Source organism: Sphingomonas sp., from assembly GCF_019749955.1.
Taxonomy (GTDB): Bacteria; Pseudomonadota; Alphaproteobacteria; order Sphingomonadales; family Sphingomonadaceae; genus Sphingomonas.
On the sequence record NZ_JAIEPC010000064.1, the window covers coordinates 75,556 to 98,726 of the forward strand.

General features: G+C 65.1%; 30 protein-coding genes. 18 read left to right on the forward strand and 12 right to left on the reverse strand.

What is annotated here, in order from left to right; translation table 11 throughout:
- Positions 1–11: 11 nt before the first annotated feature.
- The gene (locus tag K2W81_RS12520) at positions 12–314 is read left to right on the forward strand and encodes a hypothetical protein (RefSeq protein WP_294104774.1); all 303 of its coding nucleotides are present in this window, start codon (positions 12–14) and stop codon (positions 312–314) included.
- Positions 315–390: 76 nt separating this feature from the next.
- Here K2W81_RS12520 and K2W81_RS12525 read toward each other — a convergent pair whose 3' ends face one another.
- Together K2W81_RS12525 and purE are read right to left on the reverse strand one after the other, a co-directional pair.
- Positions 391–1,452, reverse strand: coding sequence for a 5-(carboxyamino)imidazole ribonucleotide synthase (locus K2W81_RS12525; RefSeq protein ID WP_294104775.1), 1,062 nt, complete (start codon positions 1,450–1,452; stop codon positions 391–393).
- Positions 1,449–1,928: a 5-(carboxyamino)imidazole ribonucleotide mutase gene (gene purE / locus K2W81_RS12530; RefSeq protein ID WP_294104776.1), complete on the reverse strand. Its 480-nt coding sequence runs from the start codon at positions 1,926–1,928 to the stop codon at positions 1,449–1,451. Before purE ends, K2W81_RS12525 begins: the two co-directional genes overlap by 4 nt.
- Before the next feature lie 105 nt (positions 1,929–2,033).
- Here purE and K2W81_RS12535 point away from each other — a divergent pair, with 105 nt between their 5' ends.
- Positions 2,034–2,711, forward strand: a complete 678-nt coding sequence (locus K2W81_RS12535; protein WP_294104777.1) for a hypothetical protein — start codon at positions 2,034–2,036, stop codon at positions 2,709–2,711.
- Positions 2,712–2,738: 27 nt separating this feature from the next.
- Here the strand turns inward: K2W81_RS12535 and K2W81_RS12540 are convergent, their stop codons facing one another.
- The 4 genes from K2W81_RS12540 to K2W81_RS12555 all read right to left on the reverse strand — a co-directional run bounded on the left by K2W81_RS12540 (position 2,739) and on the right by K2W81_RS12555 (position 5,678).
- Positions 2,739–3,194 (reverse strand): hypothetical protein, encoded by a 456-nt coding sequence (locus tag K2W81_RS12540; protein WP_294104778.1) that lies wholly within the window; start codon positions 3,192–3,194, stop codon positions 2,739–2,741.
- Between the two features lie 6 nt (positions 3,195–3,200).
- Positions 3,201–3,887, reverse strand: a complete 687-nt coding sequence (gene gpmA / locus K2W81_RS12545) for a 2,3-diphosphoglycerate-dependent phosphoglycerate mutase (protein WP_294104779.1) — start codon at positions 3,885–3,887, stop codon at positions 3,201–3,203.
- Between the two features lie 64 nt (positions 3,888–3,951).
- Complete coding sequence (locus K2W81_RS12550; protein WP_294104780.1) at positions 3,952–5,070, reverse strand: M14-type cytosolic carboxypeptidase; 1,119 nt, start codon at positions 5,068–5,070, stop codon at positions 3,952–3,954.
- Positions 5,067–5,678, reverse strand: coding sequence for a DUF4136 domain-containing protein (locus K2W81_RS12555; RefSeq protein WP_294104781.1), 612 nt, complete (start codon positions 5,676–5,678; stop codon positions 5,067–5,069). Before K2W81_RS12555 ends, K2W81_RS12550 begins: the two co-directional genes overlap by 4 nt.
- A gap of 158 nt (positions 5,679–5,836) precedes the next feature.
- On the opposite strand from K2W81_RS12555, the gene ykgO reads away from it, so the two are divergent.
- The 4 genes from ykgO (at position 5,837) to K2W81_RS12575 (ending at position 7,439) form a co-directional block, all read left to right on the forward strand.
- Entirely contained in the window at positions 5,837–5,962 is a 126-nt protein-coding gene (gene ykgO / locus K2W81_RS12560) for a type B 50S ribosomal protein L36 (protein ID WP_004210176.1), read from the forward strand.
- Positions 5,963–6,071: 109 nt separating this feature from the next.
- The gene (locus tag K2W81_RS12565) at positions 6,072–6,704 is read left to right on the forward strand and encodes an HAD-IA family hydrolase (protein WP_294104783.1); all 633 of its coding nucleotides are present in this window, start codon (positions 6,072–6,074) and stop codon (positions 6,702–6,704) included.
- Between the two features lie 43 nt (positions 6,705–6,747).
- The gene (locus K2W81_RS12570) at positions 6,748–7,050 is read left to right on the forward strand and encodes a type II toxin-antitoxin system Phd/YefM family antitoxin (protein ID WP_294104784.1); all 303 of its coding nucleotides are present in this window, start codon (positions 6,748–6,750) and stop codon (positions 7,048–7,050) included.
- Positions 7,051–7,052: 2 nt separating this feature from the next.
- Entirely contained in the window at positions 7,053–7,439 is a 387-nt protein-coding gene (locus K2W81_RS12575; protein ID WP_294104785.1) for a type II toxin-antitoxin system VapC family toxin, read from the forward strand.
- On the opposite strand, the gene pyk is transcribed toward K2W81_RS12575, so the two are convergent.
- Positions 7,436–8,893, reverse strand: a complete 1,458-nt coding sequence (pyk, locus tag K2W81_RS12580; protein ID WP_294104787.1) for a pyruvate kinase — start codon at positions 8,891–8,893, stop codon at positions 7,436–7,438. The two genes, K2W81_RS12575 and pyk, sit on opposite strands and share 4 nt — an antisense overlap.
- A 69-nt stretch (positions 8,894–8,962) precedes the next feature.
- Here pyk and K2W81_RS12585 point away from each other — a divergent pair, with 69 nt between their 5' ends.
- The 3 genes from K2W81_RS12585 to K2W81_RS12595 are packed head-to-tail and all read left to right on the forward strand — an operon-like array spanning position 8,963 to position 11,023.
- Positions 8,963–9,382, forward strand: coding sequence for a DUF1244 domain-containing protein (locus K2W81_RS12585; RefSeq protein WP_294104789.1), 420 nt, complete (start codon positions 8,963–8,965; stop codon positions 9,380–9,382).
- A gap of 2 nt (positions 9,383–9,384) precedes the next feature.
- The gene (locus K2W81_RS12590; RefSeq protein ID WP_294104791.1) at positions 9,385–10,728 is read left to right on the forward strand and encodes an amidohydrolase family protein; all 1,344 of its coding nucleotides are present in this window, start codon (positions 9,385–9,387) and stop codon (positions 10,726–10,728) included.
- A 55-nt stretch (positions 10,729–10,783) separates the two neighbouring features.
- Positions 10,784–11,023 (forward strand): DUF2312 domain-containing protein, encoded by a 240-nt coding sequence (locus K2W81_RS12595; protein WP_294104792.1) that lies wholly within the window; start codon positions 10,784–10,786, stop codon positions 11,021–11,023.
- Positions 11,024–11,025: 2 nt separating this feature from the next.
- Here the strand turns inward: K2W81_RS12595 and K2W81_RS12600 are convergent, their stop codons facing one another.
- Positions 11,026–11,649: a hypothetical protein gene (locus K2W81_RS12600; RefSeq protein ID WP_294104794.1), complete on the reverse strand. Its 624-nt coding sequence runs from the start codon at positions 11,647–11,649 to the stop codon at positions 11,026–11,028.
- Between the two features lie 60 nt (positions 11,650–11,709).
- Here K2W81_RS12600 and K2W81_RS12605 point away from each other — a divergent pair, with 60 nt between their 5' ends.
- The 7 genes from K2W81_RS12605 to K2W81_RS12635 are packed head-to-tail and all read left to right on the forward strand — an operon-like array spanning position 11,710 to position 16,015.
- Complete coding sequence (locus K2W81_RS12605; protein WP_294104796.1) at positions 11,710–12,453, forward strand: YebC/PmpR family DNA-binding transcriptional regulator; 744 nt, start codon at positions 11,710–11,712, stop codon at positions 12,451–12,453.
- A gap of 45 nt (positions 12,454–12,498) precedes the next feature.
- Complete coding sequence (locus K2W81_RS12610; RefSeq protein WP_294104800.1) at positions 12,499–12,732, forward strand: hypothetical protein; 234 nt, start codon at positions 12,499–12,501, stop codon at positions 12,730–12,732.
- Positions 12,729–13,214, forward strand: coding sequence for a crossover junction endodeoxyribonuclease RuvC (ruvC, locus tag K2W81_RS12615; RefSeq protein ID WP_294104802.1), 486 nt, complete (start codon positions 12,729–12,731; stop codon positions 13,212–13,214). The genes K2W81_RS12610 and ruvC overlap by 4 nt, the downstream gene beginning before the upstream one ends.
- Before the next feature lie 11 nt (positions 13,215–13,225).
- Positions 13,226–14,125 (forward strand): acetylglutamate kinase, encoded by a 900-nt coding sequence (gene argB / locus K2W81_RS12620; RefSeq protein ID WP_294104804.1) that lies wholly within the window; start codon positions 13,226–13,228, stop codon positions 14,123–14,125.
- Positions 14,126–14,181: 56 nt separating this feature from the next.
- Complete coding sequence (locus K2W81_RS12625; RefSeq protein WP_294104806.1) at positions 14,182–14,484, forward strand: YggT family protein; 303 nt, start codon at positions 14,182–14,184, stop codon at positions 14,482–14,484.
- Positions 14,485–14,522: 38 nt separating this feature from the next.
- On the forward strand, positions 14,523–15,398 hold the full coding sequence (gene folD / locus K2W81_RS12630) for a bifunctional methylenetetrahydrofolate dehydrogenase/methenyltetrahydrofolate cyclohydrolase FolD (RefSeq protein ID WP_294104807.1): 876 nt from the start codon (positions 14,523–14,525) through the stop codon (positions 15,396–15,398).
- Positions 15,395–16,015, forward strand: coding sequence for a MarC family protein (locus tag K2W81_RS12635; RefSeq protein WP_294104809.1), 621 nt, complete (start codon positions 15,395–15,397; stop codon positions 16,013–16,015). The genes folD and K2W81_RS12635 overlap by 4 nt, the downstream gene beginning before the upstream one ends.
- Before the next feature lie 126 nt (positions 16,016–16,141).
- On the opposite strand, the gene K2W81_RS12640 is transcribed toward K2W81_RS12635, so the two are convergent.
- Entirely contained in the window at positions 16,142–17,941 is a 1,800-nt protein-coding gene (locus K2W81_RS12640; protein ID WP_294104810.1) for an AcrB/AcrD/AcrF family protein, read from the reverse strand.
- Positions 17,942–18,002: 61 nt separating this feature from the next.
- Between K2W81_RS12640 and K2W81_RS12645 the strand changes: the two genes are divergently transcribed.
- Entirely contained in the window at positions 18,003–18,425 is a 423-nt protein-coding gene (locus K2W81_RS12645) for a GtrA family protein (protein ID WP_294104812.1), read from the forward strand.
- Between the two features lie 12 nt (positions 18,426–18,437).
- On the forward strand, positions 18,438–19,172 hold the full coding sequence (locus K2W81_RS12650; RefSeq protein ID WP_294104814.1) for a class I SAM-dependent methyltransferase: 735 nt from the start codon (positions 18,438–18,440) through the stop codon (positions 19,170–19,172).
- A gap of 120 nt (positions 19,173–19,292) precedes the next feature.
- Here the strand turns inward: K2W81_RS12650 and K2W81_RS12655 are convergent, their stop codons facing one another.
- The 3 genes from K2W81_RS12655 to K2W81_RS12665 all read right to left on the reverse strand — a co-directional run.
- Positions 19,293–20,312, reverse strand: coding sequence for a glycosyltransferase family 2 protein (locus tag K2W81_RS12655; RefSeq protein WP_294104816.1), 1,020 nt, complete (start codon positions 20,310–20,312; stop codon positions 19,293–19,295).
- Between the two features lie 40 nt (positions 20,313–20,352).
- Positions 20,353–22,149 carry a DUF885 family protein gene (locus K2W81_RS12660; protein WP_294104818.1) on the reverse strand — a complete coding sequence of 599 codons (1,797 nt, stop codon included), beginning with the start codon at positions 22,147–22,149 and terminating at the stop codon, positions 20,353–20,355.
- A gap of 68 nt (positions 22,150–22,217) precedes the next feature.
- The coding region (locus K2W81_RS12665) for a RelA/SpoT AH/RIS domain-containing protein (RefSeq protein ID WP_294104820.1) at positions 22,218–23,171 on the reverse strand (954 nt) is incomplete at its 5' end.

Consider the following 23,171-nt stretch of genomic DNA (forward strand, 5'->3'; position numbering starts at 1 on the left):
GAGAGACGCACATGTCCGCAGTGGATGGCACCTGGGAAACCGTCGTTAAATCGCCGCTTGGCGACCAGAAGTCGACGATCACCGTCAAGAGCGACGGCAATAGCTGGACCGGCACGAGTTCGGGCCAGATGGGATCGGTTGAGATCACCGATGGCACGCTCGATGGCAACACGCTCAACTGGACGATGGCCATGACGGTGCCGATGCCGATGACGCTGACCTGCAGCGCGACGGTCGACGGCGACACCATCACCGGGTCGATCGGCGCTGGCGCCTTTGGCAGCTTCCCGATGACGGGCAGCCGCGTCGCCTGATTGGCGAAGTGTGATGATGATTTGGCGGGGCCTCGCTTTCCAACCGGAAAGCGGGGCCTTTGCTTTTGTGGCGCTGCTACCGCACCAGCCGCGTGATGTGTCCCATCTTGCGGCCTGCACGTTCGGTCTTGCCGTATAGGTGCAAATGCGCGCCGGGCTGTTCGAGGGCCGCCAGCCAGCCGCGCGCCTGATCGCCGATCAGATTATCCATCACCACTTCGCGCGCCGTCAGTCCGGTATCGCCCAGCGGCAGGCCGCAAATCGCGCGGATATGGTTCTCGAACTGCGACGTGACCGCGCCCTCGATCGTCCAATGCCCCGAATTATGGACGCGCGGCGCCATTTCGTTGAACACCGGCCCCGCCTCGGTCGCAAAGAATTCGCACGCCAGCACGCCAACATAATCGAGCGTGTCGGCGATCCGCCCCGCGATCACCGCCGCTTCGCTCCACTGCCGTGCGATCTCGACCGGCGCGGGTAGCGTCGAGCGTGCGAGAATGCCGCCCTGATGCTCGTTCCACGGCGGCGGATAGCTGACCATCGCGCCATCGGCACCCCGCGCCACGATGATCGAAAACTCATGGCTGAAATTGACAAAGCCTTCGAGGATCGCGGGGCGCTTGCCGATTGCGCTCCACGCGGCGGCGGCATCGGCGGGGCTGGCGATCCGCGCCTGCCCGCGCCCGTCATAACCGAGCCGGAGCGTCTTCAGGATGGCGGGCGCGCCAATGTCCGCGACCGCCGCCTCGACATCGGCCAGCGTCGACACCTTCGCCCAAGGCGCCGTCCGCCCGCCGAGCGCTGCAACGAAGCTCTTCTCATTCACCCGGTCCTGCGCAATCGCCAGCGCCGCCGGGGCCGGATGCACGGGCACTTTTTCCGCCAGATAGTCGATCGGGTCGAGCTCGATATTCTCGAACTCATAGGTGATGACGTCGCAGGCGGCGGCGAAGTCGTCGAGCACGATGCGGTTCTGATAATCGGCGCGGATGAAGCTCGACGCGGTCTGCGCGGCGACGGCTTCCTCGTCGGGCGCGAGCACCAAGGTGCGATAGCCGAGCTGCGCGGCCGCCGCCCCGAGCATCCGCCCGAGCTGGCCACCGCCCAAAATGCCGATCGTGCTGCCGGGCGGAATCACGCCGGGTCGGTCGCGACGCTATCGGTCTGCGCCGCCCGCCAAGCCTGGAGCCGCGCGCTGAGGTCCGCATCGCCGAGCGCGAGGATCGCCGCCGCCAGCAGCGCTGCATTCTTCGCCCCCGGTTTGCCGATCGCGAGCGTACCGACCGGGATGCCCGCAGGCATCTGCACGATCGACAGCAGGCTATCCATCCCGTCGAGCGCCTTTGACTGCACCGGCACGCCGAGCACCGGCAAATGCGTCATCGACGCCGCCATCCCCGGCAAATGCGCGGCGCCCCCGGCGCCCGCGATAATGACCTTGAGACCGCGCTCGGCGGCGCTGGTCGCATAGTCGTAGAGCCGCTGCGGCGTGCGGTGCGCCGACACCACTTTGCTTTCGAACGTGACGCCCAGCTCGCCCAGCAGATCGGCGGCATGGTGCATCGTCTCCCAATCGGAGGTGCTGCCCATGATGATGCCGACGTGCGGGGTCATTGGAGGGGGTTAGCGGGACGGGCGCGTCAGGGCAACTCCACCCGGCGGAACATGCATGGCTCGCGGCGAGTTGAACGCAGCAAGGCCCACCCGAAGGAACCACATATGACCCGTATCCTCTCGACACTATCGCTCGCGGCACTATCCACCGCGCTCGTCTTTGCGAGCCCCGCACACGCACAGGGCAAGGCCGATCGCGCGCACGCCGCCATTGCCGCCGCGCAGGCCAAGATCGATGCCGCCAACAAGATCGGTGCGACCGGCGAAGTTCCCCGCCTCCAGGCCGAAGCCGCCGCGATGCTGCGCAAGGCCAGGGAAGAAGTCGCGAACGGGCAGAAGGACGAAGCCATCGCCGATGCCAATCGCGCGGCGATGCTCGCCGACACCGCAATGGGCGAGACCCAGCAAGCCAAGGCGCTCGATCAGCGCGCAGCCACGTCCGATGCCAACCGTGCGACCGCGTCTGCCCAAGCCGATGCTGCCGCCGCCAACGAACGCGCAGCCGCTGCGGAACGTGCAGCCGCTGCATCGGCCTTGGATGCCGAACGCGCGCGCAACGCCCCGCCCGCGCCCCCAGTCGTGTTCGTGACCCCGCCCGCGCCCGTCACGCCGCCGACCACGACGATGACGGTCAGCACCGAAACCGCCGAGCGCCCCGCGCCGGTCGTTGCGACCAAGCATGTCGTGCGTAAACGGATCGTCCGTCACACTGTCGTGCGCAAATCCGCACCTCGTACCGTGGTCGCAAAGACCACGACGACGGTAAAGACCGAGCAGAACTGAGCCAAATCCAGTTCCCCCGCCGAAGCGTCAGTGTTTCGGCGGGCGAGTCGTTGCGGGCGGTGGCCCCAATTCGGCGTCGGGATCGACCAGTCTGGTCAAAAGTTTGAGGCCAACCGTCAGCGGGTCGCGCCCCCCGCCATAGCCATAAAGCCGCGCCTCGGCCTTCGAGCAGTTTCGCTGGCCGGCAAAGGGTCCGCAATCGGCAAAAGGCACCAGCACCGAAGCCGCCGATCGCGGCTCGCCGCGTACCGCACCGGTTCCGGCCAATGGGTCGCGCTCGACAGGGAGCGGCAGCCGGTAGCGCTCGCTGGCGGACTTGCTTGCGCACACCACGACGCTCGCGTCGGGCGCCGCCGATGTCGGCGTGCAGGGTTCGGCAGTGGTCAGCGTCTTGGCGCGGTCGATGGCGGCAGCGGCAGTCTGCGCGGTCGCCGGGTCGCTCAGGGCGATGCCAACCAGCAGCAGGGCGACGCTGGCGCGCATCGGCGGCTAGCGTTCGCTGAGATAGTAGCGCTCAACCTCGTTCAGCCCCGCATCGAGCTGATAGACAATCGGCTGGCCGGTCGGGATTTCGAGATGGGTGATCTCGTCGTCGGGGATGCCCGACAAATGCTTGACCAGCGCACGCAGCGAATTGCCGTGCGCGGAGATCAGCACCCGCTGGCCGTCGCGGAGTGCGGGCGCGATCGTTGCTTCCCAATAGGGCAGCACGCGCGCGATCGTGTCCTTCAGGCTTTCGGTCGCGGGCACGGTGATCCCGGCATAGCGGCGGTCATGCGACAGATCGAACGGCGATCCGGCCTCCATCGGCGGCGGCGGGATGTCGAAGCTGCGGCGCCAGATCTTGACCTGCGCGTCGCCGTGCTTGGCCGCCGTCTCGGCCTTGTCGAGCCCGGTCAGCCCGCCGTAATGCCGCTCGTTGAGGCGCCAGTCCTTTTCGACCGGCAGCCACAACCGCTGCATTTCCTCAAGCGCGAGATTGAGCGTCTTGATCGCGCGCGTTTGGAGCGACGTGAAACAGGCGTCGAAATCGAGGCCCTTGTCGCCCATCAGCCGCCCCGCCGCGCGCGCTTCGTCGATGCCTTGCGCGGTCAGATCGACATCCCACCAGCCGGTGAAGCGATTTTCGAGATTCCACGCCGACTGGCCGTGGCGGATCAGGACGAGGGTGGGCATGCGGCGCGTCTCCAGCGTTTCCCCGCGCCCCTAAACTTCGTCCCGCGCGAAGTCGAGGGACGCTTCAGATGTCGTCGATCTGCGCCGCCAGCACTTCGAGGCAGGCATGCGCGAGCTTGCGACAACGCTCGGGCGACCAGCCGTGCACCGGATCGGGATTGGCGTCGTGATCCTTGAACGGCATTTCGAGCGTCATCGCCACCGCGCCGAAGCGTTCGGCAAGCTGGTTGGTCGACATCGTCAGATTGGCTTTGCCCGCCGGTGATTTGGGATAGCCCATCTGCGTCTGGAAATCGGGCGTGTGCGCGGCGAGCGCATTCTGGAACCGGTAGAATTTGTCGCCGAGCGTGTCGTGCCAGCTCGGAATGCCTTCGAAGCCCGCGATGAAATTGGCCGGGATTGCTTCGTCGCCATGCGCGTCGATCGCAAAGGCCACCCCGGTCGCGTCCATCGCGCTGCGCACACACAGCACTTCGGGGCTTTTTTCGGGGCTCGGCGTCGCCCATTCGCGGTTGAGGTTGATGCCCACCGCGTTGGTCCGCAGGTGACCCCGCGCAGAGCCGTCGGGATTCATGTTGGGGACGATGTGGAAAGTCGCCTTTTCGAGCAGCGCGGCGGTTACCGGATCGGCCACGTCGGCAAGCCGCTCGAGCACGCCTTCGATCCAAAACTCCGCCATCGTCTCGCCGGGGTGCTGGCGGGCATAGAGCCACACCGGCTTGGCGCCACGGCCCACCGTGAAACTGTCGATCGGCTGCCCGTCGATCGAGCGACCGAGTTCGCGATAGGCAAAGCCCGGCACTGCCGCATAGCGCGCGACCAGCGCATTATGGCGTTCGATCGTGTAGGGCGCGAAATAGGCGAACCATGCGAGTTGGCTATCGATCGGTTGCGTAATTTCGAGCACGCCGTTGCGATAGCTGGTGTCCGCCAGCGTCCAGCTCTCACGGTCGCTGCTCACCCGTGCGCGGTAGCCGGGCCAGCCCATCGGATAGGCGGAGCCCGCCGCGTTCAGGATGCGCAGCGTCACCGTGCGCCCCTCAGCGCCCGCCACCCGGAAGTAAAACCACTGGTAAAATTCCGACTCGTGATCGCGCACGATTTCGAGGTCGGCCGTGTCGCCGTCGATGCCGACGACGTGGATGTTGCCGCCGTCGAAGGCGCTGGTGATGCTGAGGCTCATGGCACGCTGATAGTGCGCCCCGACTCACCCGGAAACCCCTTGAACAGCGCTTGCGCCAATTTGCGCGCGGTCGCAGGCGGCTGGGCGTCGGGCGATCGGGTATCGGCTTCGGTGATCGCGCGGCCTTCCCACACGATTTCGCCCGCCGCGCCGCGCCGCATCTGCACGCCGAGTTCGGTGACATAGGCCTCGCGCGCGCGCTTCTTGCCGACGCCGAAGCCAATGCTCGCCCCGCCGCCAACCCCGCCACCGATTCCGCCGCCAAAGCTGCCGCCGCCGATGCCGATCGTCACCGGCGACCGTGGCGGCTCGACTTCGCGAATCGTCCGCCCGACGGTGAAGCTTGCGACCAGCGGCGCGCTCTGATCACCCGCCGCAAAGCCTTGCGCCGCCATCGCGTCGCGAATCGCGCCCGCATAAAGCTCGCCTTCGAGCCCCGCAATATTGGTCGCGACCGGATTGGCGATGACAAGCACGGCGCCACGATCGAGCGGCGCATTGAGGTGGAAGCGCGTGACCTTGACCGGAGCAGCCGTTTGGCAGCCGCCCAGCATCAGCGCGGGCGCCGCCACCCAACCCATCAAAGCCACGAATATCGTCTTGCGCATCGCCGGAACCTTTTCCCGTTGTTACGCCCCCAACGCTCAATCGGCGAAATCGCTGCGCCGCGCCACCAAAAAGCGGTCGCAAGCTTGACTTGAAGCCCCTGTCTCTGTAGCGGCGCGGACTTTCCCGAATTCAAGCTCAAACGAGAAGCGAATCGATCATGAAGATCCGCAATTCCCTGAAGTCGCTCAAAGGGCGTCACCGCGATAACCGCGTGATCCGTCGCCGTGGCCGCACTTATGTGATCAACAAGACCAACCGCCGGTTCAAGGCGCGTCAAGGCTGAGGCAGCGGATTAGCAGAGCTAATCCGCGAATGGCCGAAGCCCGGCCGACGGCGCGCCAGCGCTGATCGACGACACGGGATTTATTCCCGTGTCGGGTTCAGGAGCCAGAATGAGCAAGCCGACTGCCGTCATCTTCGATGTCGGCATGGTGCTGTACGACTGGAACCCGCGCTACCTCTACGCGAAGGTTTTTACAGAGCGCTCGATCGGCGACGATCGGGCGCTTGATGCGTTTCTCGACACGGTGGTCACGCGCGCCTGGCATTTCCAGCATGATGCCGGGCGGCCCTTTGCCGAGACTTCGGTCGAGCTGATTGCCGAGTTCCCGGAGCACGCCGAGCTGATCGCGATGTGGGGCCCGCGTTTTCTGGAGACGATGGGCGATCCGATCCCCGGCATGCCCGAGCTCGTCGCCGAACTCGACGCAGCGGGCGTGCCGCTGTTTGCGATCACCAATTTCTCGGGCGAATTCTGGCGGCCGTTCCGCGCGCGCGAAGCCTGGCTGTTCGACCGCTTCCGCGACATCGTCGTGTCGGGCGACGAAAAGCTGATGAAGCCCGACCCGGCGATCTACACGCTCGCGCTGGAACGCTTCGGACTCCAGGCGGAGGAAGCGATGTTCGTTGATGATAATGTGGCCAACGTCGAGGCGGCGGCGGCGATGGGGATTGCGGCACATCATTTCGTGGGTGCGGAAAGTCTCCGCAGCGACCTCGCAACCGTCGGAATCCTTGCTTCCTAGCACGTTTTTGTGTACATGCGTGTACGCAATTGGAGTGATCGTCATGAAAATGTCCGTGCGGGAAGCCCGGTCCAATTTCGCCACGGCGCTCGACGCCGCGCAGCGGGGCGAATCTGTCATCATCACCAAGAATGGCAAGCCCGTCGCCGAACTCGGCCCGCCCAAAGCGAAGATCGGCTTTGATTGGGCGCGGAACGAGCGGGTACGCAAGGCGCTTGGGCTCGACCAAGCCACGGGCCATCCACTCGAATCCGACGGCAGCATTCCCTTCACCGGCCCCGCCTGGACGCACGAAGTGTGGGGCGACTATTTCGCCAAACTCGATCGGGAATTCGAAACCGAATGAGGGTGCTGCTCGACACCCACTTCCTGATTTGGACCGCGACCGATCCCAAGAAAATCACCCGACGCGAACAGGCGTTGATAACCCGCAGCGAGTTGATCGTGTCGGCGGTGTCCATCTTTGAGTTGCGACTCAAATGGCAAAAGTTCGGCGGCGGCCACCATCGCCGCCCGGACCTGATCGATCCGGTCGTCGCCCTGGCGCTCATTGCCGGTAACGGTATCGAGCTTGCCCCGCTGACTGGCGAGGATTGCGCGGCGTCGCTCGATGTCGCCGTGCCGCACCGCGATCCGTTCGACGAAATGCTCTTGATTCACGCGCAACGCCTCGGCGCAAAATTGCTGACCCGTGACGCCGATCTCCACGGCCATCCGCTCGCGATCTCGGCTTAGTCCGAATAGCCCTTCAGCTCATCCCCGATAATCCGCACCACGTGCAGCACATTGGTCGATCCCGGCGTTCCGAACGGCACCCCCGCCATCACGATCACCCGGTCGCCCGCCTTGGCGATCTTGTGGCGCAGCGCCATGCGCTTGGCTTTGGCCACCATTTCCTCGAACGACTCGACGTCGCGCGTGTGGACCGCGTGCGCGCCCCACAGCAGCCCGAGTCGCCGCGCGGTCTCGACCTTGGGGGTCAGCACCAGCAGCGGCACCGACGGGCGCTCGCGCGCGATCCGACGCGCGGTCGAGCCTGAGGTGGTGTAGCAGATGATCGCCACCGCCGAGACGGTTGCGGCGATGTTCTTCGCGGCTTCCGACAGCGCGTCCGCCGTGGTCGGATCGGGACGGGTGATCGTGAAATGGACACGCTCGGCATGCATCGGGTCGCGCTCGACGGCCTCCGCAATCGAATTCATCATCGCGACCGATTCGACCGGCCACGCGCCCGCCGCGCTTTCGGCCGACAGCATGATCGCGTCGGCGCCGTCATAGACGGCGGTCGCGACGTCGGACACTTCGGCGCGCGTGGGCGAGGGCGAGGTGATCATCGATTCGAGCATTTGCGTCGCCACCACCACTGGCCGCCCCAGCCGCCGCGACACCTCGACGATGCGCTTTTGTAAGGGCGGCACCTGTTCGGGCGGGAGTTCGACACCGAGATCGCCGCGCGCGACCATCACGCCGTCGCATTGCTCGACGATTTCCTCGAGCCGGTCGATCGCCGAGGGTTTTTCGATCTTCGCCAGCAACGCCGCGCGGCCCTGAATCAGCATCCGCGCTTCGGCCAGATCGTCAGGGCGCTGCACGAACGACAGCGCGATCCAGTCGACTTTCTGGTCGAGCGCAAAGGCAAGGTCGCTGCGATCCTTCACCGTCAGCGCCGCCATCGGCAGCACCACATCGGGGACGTTGAGCCCCTTGCTGTTCGATAGCGCACCGCCGACTTCGACGCGGGTCTCGATCCGGTCGCCTTCGCAATCGATCACGCGCAGCACGAGCTTGCCATCGTCGAGCAACAGCCGCGCGCCGGGTTCGATCGCTTCGAAAATCTCGCGGTGGGGCAGTTCGACCCGGGTCGCGTCGCCGAGCTTCGCGTCACGATCGAGGAAGAAGGTCGCGCCCGTCGTCAGCACCACCTTGCCACCGTCAAATTTGCCGACGCGCAGCTTTGGCCCCTGCAGATCGGCGAGGATCGTCGAGGGACGACCGAGCTTGCGCTCCATCGCGCGGATCGCCTCGATCAGCGGGATTTTCCCTGCCTGGTCGCCGTGGCTCATGTTGATGCGGAAAGCATCGGCGCCCGCCCGGAAGAGCTTTTCGATCATCTCGGGCGTGCTGCTCGCGGGGCCAAGCGTGGCGAGCACGCGTACCTTGCGCAAACGCGGACTGATCGCTTTCGACATGGGTCGCTCTCCTCAGCTTGTGCGTTGATGCCTCTAATGACTATCTCGCTCCGCTCAAGGAGATTGCGCGTGACAGTTTCGAAGACACCGGGCGATATCGACTCGATCGACGATGCCATTGCTGCTGCGGCGCTTCGCCGCCTCGTCCGCCATTTGCAGCACCGTACCGACGCCCAGAATGTCGACCTGATGGGGCTGGCGGGTTTTTGCCGCAATTGCCTTGGCGACTGGCTGAGCGACGCGTCGGACGGCGCATTCGACAAGGCCGAAGGGCGCGAGGCCGTCTACGGCATGCCCTATGCCGTGTGGAAAGCGACGCACCAGCTCGCGGCGACGCCCGAACAGCTCGCGCGGATGGCGGCAAGCGTTGCGCGCAATGCCCGCGAAGACGCGCTCGACGAAGCGCTTGACGAAAGCTTCCCGGCAAGCGACCCACCGTCGATGACCGCGCCCAAAAGCCAGAGCGTCGGCGATCAAAAGGGGGGATGACGATGAAGCCGATTCTGCTTGCCGCCGCGCTGATGCTGGCCGCGCCCGCGATTGCACAAACCGCGCCCGCCGCGCCGCCCGCACCCAAGGTCACCTACATCCACGCAGGCACCCTGCTCGACCGCCCCGGCCAGCCGCCCCGCAAAAATGCGACGATCGTCATCCGCGACGGCAAGATCGTCGAGGTCCGCGACGGTTTCGCCGCGCCCGAGGCGGGCGCGACGCTGATCGACCTCAAGGATCGCTTCGTCCTCCCCGGGCTGATCGACATGCACGTCCATCTGTGGGGCATCGGCGGCGATCCGATGCGTGCGCGGCTGGGCGAACTGACCCGCGACCGTTTCGACGACATGGTCGAAGCGCAGAAGAATGCGCGGGCCGATCTCGAAGCCGGCTTCACCACCGTGCGCGATCTGGGCGGCGATCCGCGCGGTATTCGCGCGTTGCGTGACGCGGTCGAAGCGGGCGAGGTCGAAGGGCCGACGATTGTCAATGCCGGCACGATGATCTCGGTCACGGGCGGCCACGGCGATGGCGGCAATGGGCTGGCCGAGGAATTCGCCGATGCGGTCCATGCGCACGAGATCAACCTGTGCGACGGCCCCGACGATTGCCGCCGGGCAGTGCGCGCGCAGATCGGGCTCGGTGCGCAAGTGATCAAGTTTGCCGCGACCGGCGGGGTGCTGTCGAATGTCGCAGGCGGGCTCGGGCGCCAGATGACGCCGGAGGAAATGAAGGCAATCATCGACACCGCGCACAGCTTCGGGCGCAAGGTCGCCGCGCACAGCCACGCCCGCGAAGGCACCGAAGCCGCGCTCGAAGCCGGTGTCGACACGATCGACCATGGCACTTTCATTAGCGACAGCACCGTCGCGTTGTTCAAGGCGAAGGGCGCGTGGTTGGTGCCGACGATGATTGCGCCGGTGTCGGCGCTTGCCCAGGCACGCAGCGGCGCGCTGCCGCCAGCGACGATCCCCAAGGCCGAAGCAGCGGCTGCTGTTGCGTTCGAAAGCCATAAGCGTGCGATTGCGGCGGGCGTGAAGATCGCGTTCGGTACCGACACCGGCGTCTCGCGCCACGGCGAGAATGCGAAGGAATTCGCGCTGATGGTCCGCGCCGGGATGACGCCAGCGGCAGCGATTCGCGCGGCCACAATCGACGCCGCCGATGCGCTTGGTCGCAAGGAGCAGCTGGGCTCGATCGAGCCCGGCAAATTCGCCGATATCGTCGCGGTCGCGGGCGATCCGACGGCGGATGTGACGCGGCTCGAAAAGGTCGATTTCGTGATGCGCCACGGCGTCGCGGTAAAGGCACGCGGGGTAAGATTGGCCTTCCCGGCCAATTGATCGCGGGCTCTCGACCGGTTAGAGCGCCCCGCTCAATCCTGCTGGAGCATATCTCATGAGCGACATCATCGCGGCCGACGAATTGAAGCTGCTCATCGAGCGCGCCGAAAGGCTCGAGGAAGAGAAAAAGGGCATCGCCGACGACATCAAGGATGTGATGGCCGAGGCCAAGAGTCGCGGCTATGACACCAAGGCGATGCGCAAAATTATGGCAATCCGTAAGAAACGGAAAGAGGAATATCAGGAAGAAGAGGCTATTCTTGAAACTTATATGCAGGCCTTGGGGATGAAGTGATCTTAGTCTTCGGCATTCAAAACCTTCTGGTAGAGCCGCAGAGCCGTAGGATCGCCTCTTAAAAGCGCATCGGTTACCTCTTTGATGTCGCTAACATAATCGCGGAGTGCGGTTACGAGATTTTCTAGTAGAATGGTAATTTCTGCCAGGAGCCATTCGAAGCCGGCGTTGATAACGGTAATTTCGGTACGGGTTACATCGAGGTCATGAAGGCACTTTGGATGCGTCAAGCGATTTCTTATTGCAATCGCCTGCTGCAGTTTCTGCCAGCCGGCGTTTGAGAAATCGATATCTACCCTTGACGATAGCAGTTTGGCCTGCGCTACAACAAGCCGAATACTCGCTGTTATCGAGACATATTTCACCGTCTCGATCAATTCGCCGTTGGCGCTTACCTGGTAGCTTTGCTCTTGCAACGCCAAGTCGGCTAGCGGCGTCAGCTCATCCATGTCGTGGGCGATTGTCCGCAATTGCTGGCGCGCTTCCCACACCAGCCCCTCGACCGCGACCAGTGTCGCGCGAACGAGATTGCGGCGATTGACCGGCATGTCAGAGGTTGACAACGCCTCCCGCGCAGCGATTACGTCCTCCGCAAGGCTGGCTAAAAGTCCTTTAAGCTCGGTCATCCTAGCTCATTGTCTTTGAAAAGGGTGATCGCAAAACTCCGTAACATCAATGGGAATACCATGGCAGGCCATTCCAAGTTCAAGAACATCATGCACCGGAAAGGTGCGCAGGATAAGAAGCGCTCGGGCATGTTTTCCAAGCTCAGCCGCGAAATCACCGTCGCGGCCAAGATGGGCTTGCCCGATCCCGACATGAACCCGCGCCTGCGCATGGCAGTGAACGCCGCCAAGGCGCAGTCGATGCCCAAGGACAATATCCAGCGCGCGATCGACAAGGCGTCGAAGGGCGATACCGAAAATTACGAGGAAATCCGCTACGAAGGCTTTGGCCCCGGCGGCGTGTCGCTGATCATCGAAGCGCTGACCGACAACCGCAACCGTACTGCGACCAACGTCCGCACCGCCGTCTCCAAGAACGGCGGCAATCTCGGCGCGTCCGGCTCGGTCAGCCACGGCTTCGAGCGCATGGGGCTGATCAACTATCCGGCGAGCGCGGGCGATGCCGACAAGGTATTCGAAGCCGCGCTCGAAGCTGGCGCCGAGGATGTGACGTCGAGCGAGGACGGCCATGAGATCTGGACCTCGAACGAAGCGCTGCACGAAGTCGTAAAAGCGCTCACCCCCGTGCTCGGGGAGCCCGAAGGTGCCAAGCTCGCATGGCGGCCGGGGACGATGGTGACCGTCGGCCTTGATGAGGCGACCCAGTTGTTCAAGCTGATCGACACGCTTGACGACGATGACGACGTCCAGACGGTGTGGGGCAATTACGAAGTCCCCGACGAGGTAATGGAGAAATTGGGTTGATCTCTTTTAAGTCCCTCCCCTTCAGGGGAGGGGTTGGGGTGGGGCATGTCCGACACGGACGACGGCAAGACGGTCCGCTTGAACGTCGGCATCTGGTTCAATGACCGGACCGGTCAAATTCATATTGCGGCAAAGGGTCAGTTCATCTCCACCGTTAGCGCTGATCCGAAATCGAAACGGTATCATCCCAACCTTTATCGCAAGCTAGCCGCCACGCTACGCGATGCTGACAAGCCCCACCCCAACCGCTCCCCTGAAGGGGAGGGGCCAGAAGAATGATCATCCTCGCGCTCGACCCCGGCCTCGGCACCACCGGCTGGGGGCTGATCCGGGCCGAGGGGAACCGTTTGTCGCATCTCGGCAACGGGCGATTGAAGACCGATACCGCCGCCCCGCTGGCGCGGCGTCTGGCGCACCTCGACGCGATGGTCGCCGCGCTCATCGTCGATCAAGCGCCGCAAGCCGCTGCGGTCGAGGAAGTGTTCGTCAACACCAACCCGCAATCGACCCTGAAGCTCGCGCACGCGCGCGGCGTTTGCCTCGCTGCCTTGGCGCGCGCGGGGATCGAGGTTGGCGAATATGCGCCGCGCCTCGTCAAAAAGGCGCTGGTCGGCAACGGCAACGCGGAAAAAATGCAAGTGCAGGCAATGGTCGCGCGGCTGCTGCCAGGCATCGCGATCAGCGGGCCCGACGCCGCCGATGCGCTTGCGGTCGCGATCACCCATGCGCACCATCTCGCCAGCGCGCGCGCGCTTCGCTAGGACGCGTCACGATGACCGATCACAGCCCCAGCCCCGAATTGCTCGCCAAGGCGGAGACGCTCACCGAGGCGCTGCCCTATATGCAGCGCTACAAGGGCGCGACCTTTGTCGTGAAGTACGGCGGCCATGCGATGGGCGACCCCGAACTCGCGCGCGATTTTGCCGAGGATGTCGTGCTGCTGAAGGCGGTCGGCATTAATCCGGTGGTGGTGCACGGCGGCGGGCCGCAAATCGGCGCGATGCTCAAGCTGCTCGGCGTCGAATCGAGCTTTATCGATGGCCTGCGCGTGACCGACGAGCAGACCGCCAAGGTCGCCGAAATGGTGCTGTCGGGCGCGATCAACAAGGAACTCGTTGCGTGGATCGGCCAGGCCGGCGGGCGCGCGATCGGCATTTCGGGCAAGGATGCAGGCTTTGTTCGCGCGTCGAAGCTCGCGCGCACCACGCGCGATCCCGACAGCAATATCGAACGCGCGGTCGACCTGGGCTTCGTCGGCGAGCCCGAAGCGATCGACCGGCGCGTGCTCGATACAATTTCGGACGCCGGGATGATCCCGGTGGTCGCGCCGGTCGGCTACGGCGCCGATGGCATGACCTATAACATCAACGCCGACACGATGGCCGGTGCGATCGCGGGCGCCATGGGCGCCGCGCGGCTGTTCCTGCTGACCGATGTTGCCGGCGTGCTCGACAAAGAGCGCAATCTGCTGACCGATCTCGACCCCGCGAAGATTGCGGCGCTGCAGGCCGATGGCACGATCACCGGCGGCATGATCCCCAAGCTCGAGACCTGCGTTGCGGCGGTCGAGGCCGGGGTCGACGCCGCCGTCATTCTCGACGGGCGGGTGCCGCATGCGATGCTGCTCGAAATCTTCACCCGCCGGGGTGCAGGCACGCTGGTCCATCGCTAGGGCTGGCGCAAAGTGCCTTACATCCCTATATCGCCAGCCTGACGGAGACCTGACCCTTGCTGACGCTCATCGATATTGCCCTGGTGCTGCTCAACGTGCTGTCGTTGATCATCCTCGCCCAGTTCGTGCTCTCGCTGCTGATCGCGTTCAACGTGGTCAACACCTATAATGATTTCGTCCGGCAATTCTACAACGGACTCAATCAGGTAACCGAGCCGCTCTATCGCCCGATCCGCCGCGTGCTGCCCGATTTCGGCCAGCTCGATTTCTCGCCGATGGTGGTGCTGCTGCTGATCCGCATCGCGGGCTTGGTGCTGTCGCATCTGGCGCTGACGATCGCGACCGGCGCGCCGCTTTAGGATAGCGCCGCGCACCGCCAGCCGATAAGGCTCGCGGCATGAGTGCTGACATCATCGACGGCAAGACATTCGCGCTTGCGCTTCGCGACCGGATCGCGGCGCAAGTGGCGTTGTTCACCGCCGCCGCCGGGCGCGCGCCGGGGCTCGCGGTGGTGCTCGTCGGCGAAGACCCGGCGTCTGCCGTCTATGTCCGCAACAAGGGCAAGGCGACGACGGCGGCGGGGATGGCAAGCCATGAACACCGCTTGGCCGCTGATGTCAGCGAAGCCGATCTGCTCGCGCTGATCGATTGCCTCAACCGCGACGAAGGCGTCGACGGCATCCTCGTCCAGCTGCCCTTGCCGTCGCAGATCAACGACACGCGCGTGATCATGGCGATTGATCCCGATAAGGACGTCGATGGTTTCCACCCGGTCAATGTCGGGCGGATCGCCACCGGGCTCGACGGTTTCGTTCCCTGCACGCCGCAAGGCTGCCTGATGCTGCTCGAGGACCGGCTCGGCGATCTGAGCGGGCTCGACGCCGTGGTGATTGGCCGCTCGAACATCGTCGGCAAGCCGATGGCGCAATTGCTGATCGGCGCCAACGCGACCGTCACCGTCGCGCATTCGCGCACCCGCGATCTCGCCAGCATCGTCCACCGCGCCGATATCGTCGTCGCCGCCGTCGGTCAGCCCGAAATGATCAAGGGCGACTGGATCAAGCCCGGCGCGACCGTGATCGACGTCGGCATCAATCGCACCGCTGAGGGCTTGGTCGGCGATGTCGAATTCAACGGCGCGGCGAGCGTGGCGGCGGCGATCACCCCAGTCCCCGGCGGTGTCGGGCCGATGACGATTGCCTGCCTGCTGCGCAATACGCTCATCGCCGCGTACCGCCGCGCGGGCGTTGCCTATGACAAGGGTGCGTTTTGATCGAACTGTTCGTCTCGTCGGTGATCACCTTTTTCGTGGTGATCGACCCGCCCGGCTGCGCGCCGATTTTTGCCGGGCTGACGGCGGGGGTGCCGACCGCGCATAGCCGCACGATGGCGATCCGCGCGGTGCTGGTCGCGGGGGCAATCCTCGTTGTCTTCGCGCTGTTCGGGCAGGATATTTTGCGCGCGCTCGGCATCAGCCTCGACAGCTTCCGGATCGCGGGCGGCATCATGCTGTTCCTGATCGCGCTCGAAATGGTGTTTGAAAAGCGCACCCAGCGCCGCGAAGACCGCGCGCAGAAAATGATCGAAGCGCATGAGGTCGAGGATATTTCGATCTTCCCGATGGCAATGCCCATGATCGCGGGGCCGGGATCGATGGCGTCAGTGATGCTGCTGATGTCGAAGGGGCATGGCATCGAACGCACATTCGTGATTCTCGGCGCGCTCGGCACGATATTGATGCTCACCCTGCTCGCACTGCTGCTCGCGGCGCCGCTGATGAAGATATTGGGCGCGAAGATCGAAGCTGTGGTGACGCGGCTGCTCGGGGTGCTGCTGGCCGCGCTGGCGGCGCAATTTGTGATCGACGGTCTGAAGGGCAGCTTCGGATAGGGCCTACCGAAACCTCCTCTACGAACCGTTCGTGGCGAGCGAAGTCGAGACACCCCGCGACGGACTTGCGGCCCGCCCCTCGACTACGCTCGGGACGAACGGAGGAACGGGTAGCAGGTTTCTGCCTTACTCGATCCGCCACAACTTAAGCGGCGACTTCTTCGGCATCGCAATCGGCGTCAGCCACGCCGGCACCTGACCATCGGCGAGCCGGTCATAGAACCCGCCCTTGTTGCGCGATCGATAGACCGTCGATTCGGCCATGTTCGGGCAGATCAGCAACAGCCGCGCGCCATGCGCCTTGGCAATCGCGCGGAACCGGTCGGGGCTGCCACCAAAGGCATGCTGCACATCGAGAATCGCGCCGCCATTGCGGTGATAGGGGCCAGCAATCGCGCTGTGATGCGTGACCGTGATCAAGCGCGGGCCGAGATCGATGAAGGTGAAGATCGTCTGCGGCGGCAGATGGTCGAGCGGCTTGAGGGCGGTGTAGCTGGGGCATGAGCCACTCGCACGGTCGATCGTCTTGGTGCGCGCGGTCGGCTGTTCGACCGGCAGCCATTTGACGACAAAACCGGCAAAGGCGCCCGACACGATCAGAAAACCGCCAACCGTGCCGAATACCCGCACCAGCATCGACCGGCTCTGCAGGAACCACGGCAAGACGATCCAGGTCAGCGCAATCGTGCCGGGCACGCCGAGCAACTGCGCCGCCGCACTGGCGCGCGATTGCCACAGCAGCAGCCCGCCCGCCAGCAAGGTGAACAGCAGCACCCCGGCCCAGGCGGCAAAAGTCGGCTCGCCGCGCGCGCGCCATGTCGCGGTGATCGCGCCGACCAGCCCGATCACCGGCAGCATGACCACCGGGAAATAGACGCGGAACGGATGGGTGTAGACCGGCTTGGCCTCACGGATATTGTCGAGCCAGTTGCGCTGGAGTTCGGGCGACACCTGCTCGGGCCGCCCGAGGCATTGCGGGAAGACTCCTGCGAAGCCCGCGATGATCAGCGCGCCCGCAACAACGGCCAGCCCGAACCGCGCCGGTCGCGATGCCGGATTGAGCGTGCCGAGCAGCACCAGCAGCCCGCCCGCCGCGACCATCACGCTCAGCCACACCGGCGTCAGCGCGTCGCAGCGCAGCACGCTGTTCGCATAAGAGGCAAAGCCGAGATAACCGAGCGTACAGCCGATCGCGAGGCAGCCACCATAGACGGTCATGCGTGGCGCCTCGGCCCGGTCCCACACCCAGCGCAAACCGATGATCGCGCCTGCACCCGCCGCATAGGGCAGCATCTCAAGCCCGGTCGACAGCGAAAAGGCACTCGCCAGCCCGACCACCGCGCCCCCGCGCCGCCGCGCCGGATCGGCCAGCCCCGCAACCGTCATCGCGAGCGATGCGAGCTGCCAGCCATGATGATCGATGCGTTCGGGCATGAACATCAGCAAGGTCGTGGTGCACAACAGCAGGAAGACGACCGCGAGCGGCCAGGCCAGCGGGTTCACCAGCCGCCGCACGGTGAAGGCGAGTGCCGCCAGCGTCACCGACATCGGCAGCAGCGGCGCGATGCCGCACGCCAGCCGCTCGGCCCAGAAAGTGCCGACGAAGGGCTTGAGCAGCAGGATCAGCCCCGCGATCGGCAGGTCGACAATCCGCGTCCAGTGGATGTCGAAGCCTGCGGGCGGGTTCATCCGATATTGGCGCAGATCATACCAATCCTGCCCGTTCAGCAGCGCGCGGACCTGCATCAGCCGCATGTTATCGTCGGTGTCGCTCAGCGACAGCCAGCGCACCGCGTTCCAGCCATTGGCGACGAACCACACCGCCATCACTGCCCAGGCGATCAGCGTCAGCGCGAGCCAATGCCGCTCAAGCACATCCCGGATGGCGGGCGCCAATCCCGGCGAGGCAGCGGTGTCGTCGCTCAAAACAGCTTCCCTCGCATCGTCCCGCGCTCTACGGCAGCGCGCGTAAAGGGCAAGTTGAGAAATGATCCGCCAGGCAGAGACGATGTTGCGCGACAATCCGGTGCTCGGCCAATTGCTGCGCTTCGGCATTGCCGGCGGGATTTCGACGCTGATCTATTCGGCGGTCTATCTGCCGCTGACGACCTGGGTGTGGCCGGGGCCGCGCGCGGTCTATGCGGTGCCCTTCGCCTTTGCGGTCGCGGTGACGGCGGGGTTCTTCCTGCACAGCCGCTGGAGCTTCAAGGGGCATGGGTCGCGCGATCCCGGCGCGGTGCAGCAAATCAAGTTCGTCGCGGTGCAGGCATCGGGCGTCGGGCTCAATGCGCTCGTCACCTGGGTCGGCACGGCGCTGCTCGGCTATCCCGCCTGGGCGCCGCTCTTGCCCGCCGTGCTGATCGCGACGATCTTCACTTTCATCCTCAATCGCTGGCTGGTGTTCGCCTGATGGGCAAGACGCATGGATAGAATCGTCTACGACCGGATGGCGGCGCATGATTCCACCCATTGGTGGTACCGCGCGCGCCGCGAGATATTGAGCGATTACCTGACGCGGCTGGGCGGGCTGCCGAAGAACGCGCGCATTCTCGAGATCGGCTGCGGCACCGGGCACAACCTGCCGATGCTCGCGCGCTTTGGCACGGTTGAGGCGATCGAGATCGACCCTGCCGCCCGCGCGATTGCGAGCGAACGGCTCGGCCGCCCGGTCGGCGCGGCGCCACTGCCCGAGCTGCCGGGGATCGAACGCGGCGCCTATGATCTGATTGCGGTCCTCGATGTCGTCGAACATATCGCGGATGATGTCGCGGCGCTGGCAGCGATGCGCGATTGCCTCAAGCCCGGCGGCAAAATCCTGATCGCGGTGCCCGCGCACCAATGGATGTGGAGCGCCCACGACGTCGTCAATCACCACCACCGGCGCTATTCGAAAGCGACGCTGGGACGCGCGATTGCAGCGGCGGGGCTGAAGCACAATGGGTTGCGCTGGTTCAATTCGCTGCTGTTTCCGCTCGCGGCGGCGTCGCGCCTCGCCGGGCGGCTGACGGGCAAGGACGACAGCGACGATTCACCCCCGCCGGGGCCGGTCAATGCGCTGTTCGAGACGGTGTTTGGGCTCGAGCGGCATCTGGTGGGGCGGGTGCCGCTGACATGGGGGGTGTCGATCGTGACCTTGGCGTCAAAGGTGGGCGGATAGCACTATCCCGTTTGCCCTGAGCTTGTCGAAGGGCTGTTCTTCTTTTCCGCCGCTCGCAGAAGAAGGTCGGTGCTTCGACAAGCTCAGCACGAACGGGGAGAGGTTTTCGAAAGCCTTAAGTTATTCCCCCGGCACAACCTCGCCACCGCTCACCGGCGCCACTTCAACCGCGTCTGCCTTAAACCCAAGCGTCGCCGTCCCACGCACCGGCCCCGCGACATCGGCCACCAGATACAGCGGCCTTCGCTTCGATTCGACATACAGCCGCCCGAGATACTCGCCGATCATCCCCAGCACGAACATCTGCACCGCGCCCAGCAGCACGACGACGAGCATCGTCGAGGTCCAGCCCTGCACCGCGCTGCCGGTGAAGAAACCGATCGCAATATAGACGAACAGCAGCAGCGATGCGCCGGTCAACGCGAGGCCGACATGGCTCGCGAACCGCAACGGCGCGGTCGAAAAGCCCGTTACCGCGTCAAGCGCCAGCCGGATCATCTTGCCGAGCGGGTAATTGGTGTCGCCCGCGTGGCGCTCGGCGCGGTCATAGACGAAGGGCACCTGGCGGAAGCCGACCCAGGCGACCATCCCGCGAATGAAGCGCGCCTGTTCGGGCAAGCTGAGGAGTGCGTCGAGCGCGCGCCTGCTCATCAGTCGAAAATCGCCCGTGTCGAGCGGGATCGGCGTGTCGGTGACGCGGTCGAGCACGCGGTAGAAGGCCGCCGCCGTCACCTTCTTGAAAAACGTCTCGCCCTCGCGTTTGCGGCGCACGGCATAGACGACATCGGCGCCTTGCGCGGCCATCGTCGCGCGCATGTCGCTCAGCAATTCGGGCGGGTCCTGCAGATCGGCGTCTATGATCAGGATCTGCGCGCCGCAGCACAGGTCGAGCCCCGCCGTTAGCGCCAGTTGGTGGCCGTGGTTGCGCGACAGGTTGATCGCGACAAGGCGCGGGTCGCTCGCCGCCAGCCGCTGCATCACCGCCCAGCTCCCGTCCTTTGACCCGTCGTTGATCAGGACGATCTCATAATCCTCGCCCACCGCCGCCCGCGCCGCCGCCGACACGCGGGTGTGGAGCAAGTCGAGGTTGAGTTCCTCATTATAGCAGGGAATGACGACGGAAAGCGCAGGGCGGATCATGGCGCCCCTCTAGCGGTCAAATCGTTCCGCGCAAAGCGTGTCACACCGCCGCCCGCGCGCGCTCCTCGACCAGCCGTTCGAGGATCGTGAGCGGCACCGCGCCGTCGCGCAGCACTTCGTGGAACTGCTTGATGTCGAACTTTGGCCCCAGGATCTTGCGGGCATTGTCGCGCGCGCGCAGCCAGCTGATATGACCGAGCTTATAGCTGCACGCTTGGCCCGCCTGCGTGCAGTAACGCTCGATCTCGCGCAGCGACCGGGGCCGGGCGAAGCCCACCGTTTCGACGAAATAATCGGTCGCCTGTTCGCGCGTCCAGCGCTTGGCGTGGATACCGGTATCGGCAACCAGCCGCGCGGCGCGGAACAGGAAGCTTTGCAGATAGCCCGCGCGCTCGACCGGGCTGGCATAGCCGCCAAGTTCGTCGGCGACTTGCTCGGCATAGAGCGCCCAGCCTTCCGAATAAGCCCCGAAGAACGACAGGCGGCGCAGCAGCGGTGTCTTGAGGCTCGCGACGACGCTCAACTGTGTGTGATGCCCGGGCACGCCTTCGTGATAGGTCAGCGACGGCAGCGTATATTTCGGCCAGTCGCCGACATCCTTCAGGTTGATGAAATAGATTGCGGGGCGCGACCCATCGAGCGAGGCTAGCCGGTAATAGCCATTCGACGCCCCGTCCTGAATCTCGACCGGCACGGCGCGGATTTCGAGCGGGGCCTGCGGCGGGTTGATGAACGCCTGCGGCAGCCTCGCGCGCATCGCCCGCACGCCTTCGTTCAGCCCCGCGAGCAACTCGGCGCGCCCTTCGGCGGTGTTGGCGTAAAGCTGTTCGGGCCGGGTGTTGAGCGCGGTGAGCCGCGCGCCGACCGAGCCTTGCGTCAGGCCTTGCGCGCGCAAAATCTTGTCGAGTTCGGCGCTGATCTCGGCGACTTGTTGGCGGCCGAGCTTGTGGACTTCGTCCGGCGTGAAATTGGTGGTGGTCGCCGCCTTCAGCGCATCGGCATAGATCGCGTCGCCATTGGGCAGTGCCCACAGCCCCGCTTCCTTGCGGCGCGGCAGGCCCTGCACCAGCGCGATCTGGCGGTCGAGCGCGGGATAGACCGAGTCGGATATGATCTTCGCCGCCCGCGCGCCCCAGTCGCCCGCGACGCCCGCTTTTGCCGCGCGGCTCGCGAGCGACAGCGCCATCGAGCTCGCCTCGGGTGCTGCCTTGCGCAGAGTGGCCATCTGGCCAAGCGTCAGCTCAATCGAAAAATCGGGCGCGACATAGCCGCGCGCGGCTTCCGCCTTTTGCACCGCGCTGTCCTGATCGAGCGCGGTGCCAAACGCCTGCAAGCGCGACAGATAGGCTTCGCAGTCAGCGGCATTCGCAATTGTGTGCGACGACGACAGGAAATCGGGCACTGAGAAATAGGCGCCGCCCTGCTGGAAAATGCGATAGGGGCGGATCGTGCTGCCAATGCCATATTTGGCCTGACCGGTGATGCCGCTGGTGAGCGAATAGAGCACAACTTCGCGGTTGAGCTTGCCGCCCTTGGACAGCGTCGCCGGGTCGATCGCGGTGATATCGGCTATCGCCTGTTTCGCGCGCGCGAGATCCGCAGCGCGCCCCGCCAAGGATCGATCGTCGAGCTTGCCCTTCAGGCTGGCGCGCGCGCCTTTGTCGAGCCCGAGCTGCGTCGCCGACTCAGGATTGTCGTCGACATTGGCGTTGAAAATCTTGTCGAACAGCGCATCGAGCGCGGCATCGCCCGCCGGGGCGGCAGCGCGCAGCGCCCCGGGCAGCGTAGCAACAGCAGCGGCCACACCGCTGGCGGCCAGAAAGCGACGACGGTCCATCGATAATCCCCTTTGTTCGACCTTGTTGGGGACCAGCTTAGCCGCGCCTCTGCGGCTGGCAACCGGCTTCAGTCGCGCTCGACCATACTCACGGCGTCGGCGGCGCGCAGCGCGGCGATCAACCGGGTCAAATGCGTCAGGTCGCGCACTTCGATGTCGATCAAATTGGTGTGATAGCCGGTATCGCGATTGTCGAGCCGCAGGTTGATGATGTTGGCCTTGTGCGCGCCGATCACCGTTGCGACCACGCCGAGCGCGCCGGGCTCGTTTTTCAACTGCACCGCGATCCGCGCGACCGCGCCTTCGGTCTTGTCGCCCCAGGCGAGATCGACCCAGTCGGCATCGTCGCTGTGGGTGAGCTTCGCGCAATCGATCTTGTGGACTTCGATCCCCTCATTGGGACGGCGCAAGCCCACGATGCGGTCGCCGGGCACCGGATGGCAGCATTCGGCGAGGTCGAAAGCAATGCCCGGCGTCAGGCCGCGGATCGAGATCGCGGCCATCGGCGCCGAGGGGGTCGCATCGCCGAGCACCGCCGACGCGCCCGGCATCAGCGCATCCATCACTTCGCCATCGGTGAAGCGGCGCCGCGCAATCGCTTCCATCAGCGCCGCGCCGTCGGCGAGCTTCAGCCGCTTGGTCGCCGCGCCGATCGCATCATCGGCGAGCGTGGTCGGCAGCCGCTTGACGATCTCGTCATAGAGCTTCTTGCCGAGCGCCTGCGCTTCGTCGCGTTCCTTGATCCGCAAATGCCGCCGGATCGCCGCGCGCGCCTTGCCGGTGATCGCAAAGTTCAGCCAGTGCGGCTGCGGGCGCTGTGCCTTCGACCGCAGGATCTGCACCTGATCGCCATTGTCGAGATGCGTGCGCAGCGGCACCACGCGACCGTTGATCTTGGCGCCAACCGCCTGATCGCCGAGATCGGTGTGGAGCGCATAGGCAAAGTCGATCGGCGTCGCGCCCTTGGGCAGCTGGATCAGCTCGCCGCGCGGGGTGAAGGCGAAGATGCGATCCGCATACAT

Excerpts from the sequence above, each read along its gene's own strand:
- K2W81_RS12660 (WP_294104818.1), bottom strand. The coding sequence starts at position 22,149 with ATGGACCGTCGTCGCTTTCTGGCCGCCAGCGGTGTGGCCGCTGCTGTT.
- ykgO (WP_004210176.1), top strand. The coding sequence starts at position 5,837 with ATGAAGATCCGCAATTCCCTGAAGTCGCTCAAAGGGCGTCACCGCGAT.
- K2W81_RS12520 (WP_294104774.1), top strand. The coding sequence starts at position 12 with ATGTCCGCAGTGGATGGCACCTGGGAAACCGTCGTTAAATCGCCGCTT.
- folD (WP_294104807.1), top strand. The coding sequence starts at position 14,523 with ATGAGTGCTGACATCATCGACGGCAAGACATTCGCGCTTGCGCTTCGC.
- K2W81_RS12655 (WP_294104816.1), bottom strand. The coding sequence starts at position 20,312 with ATGATCCGCCCTGCGCTTTCCGTCGTCATTCCCTGCTATAATGAGGAA.
- K2W81_RS12565 (WP_294104783.1), top strand. The coding sequence starts at position 6,072 with ATGAGCAAGCCGACTGCCGTCATCTTCGATGTCGGCATGGTGCTGTAC.
- gpmA (WP_294104779.1), bottom strand. The coding sequence starts at position 3,887 with ATGCCCACCCTCGTCCTGATCCGCCACGGCCAGTCGGCGTGGAATCTC.
- purE (WP_294104776.1), bottom strand. The coding sequence starts at position 1,928 with ATGACCCCGCACGTCGGCATCATCATGGGCAGCACCTCCGATTGGGAG.
- K2W81_RS12535 (WP_294104777.1), top strand. The coding sequence starts at position 2,034 with ATGACCCGTATCCTCTCGACACTATCGCTCGCGGCACTATCCACCGCG.
- pyk (WP_294104787.1), bottom strand. The coding sequence starts at position 8,893 with ATGTCGAAAGCGATCAGTCCGCGTTTGCGCAAGGTACGCGTGCTCGCC.
- K2W81_RS12550 (WP_294104780.1), bottom strand. The coding sequence starts at position 5,070 with ATGAGCCTCAGCATCACCAGCGCCTTCGACGGCGGCAACATCCACGTC.
- K2W81_RS12590 (WP_294104791.1), top strand. The coding sequence starts at position 9,385 with ATGAAGCCGATTCTGCTTGCCGCCGCGCTGATGCTGGCCGCGCCCGCG.
- argB (WP_294104804.1), top strand. The coding sequence starts at position 13,226 with ATGACCGATCACAGCCCCAGCCCCGAATTGCTCGCCAAGGCGGAGACG.
- K2W81_RS12600 (WP_294104794.1), bottom strand. The coding sequence starts at position 11,649 with ATGACCGAGCTTAAAGGACTTTTAGCCAGCCTTGCGGAGGACGTAATC.
- K2W81_RS12645 (WP_294104812.1), top strand. The coding sequence starts at position 18,003 with ATGATCCGCCAGGCAGAGACGATGTTGCGCGACAATCCGGTGCTCGGC.
- K2W81_RS12610 (WP_294104800.1), top strand. The coding sequence starts at position 12,499 with ATGTCCGACACGGACGACGGCAAGACGGTCCGCTTGAACGTCGGCATC.
- K2W81_RS12570 (WP_294104784.1), top strand. The coding sequence starts at position 6,748 with ATGAAAATGTCCGTGCGGGAAGCCCGGTCCAATTTCGCCACGGCGCTC.
- K2W81_RS12595 (WP_294104792.1), top strand. The coding sequence starts at position 10,784 with ATGAGCGACATCATCGCGGCCGACGAATTGAAGCTGCTCATCGAGCGC.
- ruvC (WP_294104802.1), top strand. The coding sequence starts at position 12,729 with ATGATCATCCTCGCGCTCGACCCCGGCCTCGGCACCACCGGCTGGGGG.
- K2W81_RS12540 (WP_294104778.1), bottom strand. The coding sequence starts at position 3,194 with ATGCGCGCCAGCGTCGCCCTGCTGCTGGTTGGCATCGCCCTGAGCGAC.
- K2W81_RS12555 (WP_294104781.1), bottom strand. The coding sequence starts at position 5,678 with ATGCGCAAGACGATATTCGTGGCTTTGATGGGTTGGGTGGCGGCGCCC.
- K2W81_RS12650 (WP_294104814.1), top strand. The coding sequence starts at position 18,438 with ATGGATAGAATCGTCTACGACCGGATGGCGGCGCATGATTCCACCCAT.
- K2W81_RS12605 (WP_294104796.1), top strand. The coding sequence starts at position 11,710 with ATGGCAGGCCATTCCAAGTTCAAGAACATCATGCACCGGAAAGGTGCG.